The organism is Candidatus Woesearchaeota archaeon (assembly GCA_003694805.1).
Classification (GTDB): domain Archaea; phylum Nanobdellota; class Nanobdellia; order Woesearchaeales; family J110; genus J110.
Map to the genome: position 1 here is coordinate 1 of RFJU01000147.1, position 1141 is coordinate 1141.

2 protein-coding genes are annotated in these 1141 nt (G+C 51.3%); both read left to right on the forward strand.

Going from position 1 to position 1141, the window contains the following annotated elements:
- A partial coding sequence (locus tag D6783_05485) for a hypothetical protein (protein ID RME52231.1) occupies positions 1-183 on the forward strand: 183 nt, incomplete at its 5' end.
- A gap of 240 nt (positions 184-423) precedes the next feature.
- Positions 424-1041 (forward strand): hypothetical protein, encoded by a 618-nt coding sequence (locus D6783_05490; GenBank protein ID RME52232.1) that lies wholly within the window; start codon positions 424-426, stop codon positions 1039-1041.
- The last annotated feature ends 100 nt before the right edge of the window (positions 1042-1141 follow it).

Sequence of the window (1141 nt, forward strand, 5' to 3'; positions counted from 1 at the left end):
GGAAAGGCCGTGACCGCGACGAAAGGAATGACACCAAGCGCGTTTCTTGAAGCAATTAAGGAAGGAAACGCATTCATCTTCGGAAAGCAAGCATCTCCAACCAAGCGCTTCAGCAATCTTCCCACCATCTTCACGCAAAAAGCAAACACCCTCCTCAAAGGAGCTCGCAGGCGACAACATTGATTCTTTCTACCATTGACTCATTCCTCCTCGCCAAGAACAGCAAAATTTAAATAAGAGTACTACCGATTCAGCCCACGCAACGAACCTTCCCGGAGCCCGTAACAAGTACAAAGGGCAGGAAGGGAAAGGAAAGAAATAGGAAAGCAAGGACCAAGGACAAGAACCCGCCCAGCAAACCTTTCAAGTAACACACAGGAGAAGCCCCTTACTGGAAGGGGCACTTTCGAGCGGCGACAACCCATGCACTACCAAAGCAGCGACTTCCTCAGCAAAGACGAACCCACCGAAGATGAATGGCAAGTGATGGAGCAATACGCCACAATTCTCTCCACGTGCAACGTTTCACTCTTCATACAAGGTCACGAAGCACCCTACTTCTTTCCCTCCTACCACGCATTCGAGCAATTTCTTTTGTCCATGAGATGGTGCGAGAAACGCGACGCAGCAGTCCAATCCAGGGTAGATTACTGTGTTGAAGACATCATTACCGAAAACATGATCCAAGAGCGAGAACGGGACGAACGAACAGCAACGCAGTTCTTTAACGCCCTTGATCGAGCCGTAGCAGAGCATCAAGGAAGCAGCTTCGGCTCCCCCGGTGATGGCTTAACACCTGACGTACAAGCACACTGCTACGAGCAAGCCAACCAAGAAGTACCACGTTACTGGTCCGAAGACACCTGGCAAAAACCAGGAGACATTGCCCGACTTGTCCAAGAGAACAGGAACGCCATTGATGCGCTCTCACTCCTCGCGGCCCAGCGCGCGCAGCCCTCCACCTACCTTCCACCACCAGTGGAGCAAGGAAACGCCACGCGAGGAACAACACAAGAAACAACGAAGGATAAGGTGGCATAGCACGCGAGTGGCATAACGCGTTGTGTTCTTCACAGGTGCTTTCTCACCAAGCAGTTCTGCCTCTATGTTCCATTCCCTAGTTCAATCTCGCTCAAAGAGA

Coding starts and splice junctions, on each gene's coding strand:
- D6783_05490 (RME52232.1), top strand. CDS start 424: ATGCACTACCAAAGCAGCGACTTCCTCAGCAAAGACGAACCCACCGAA.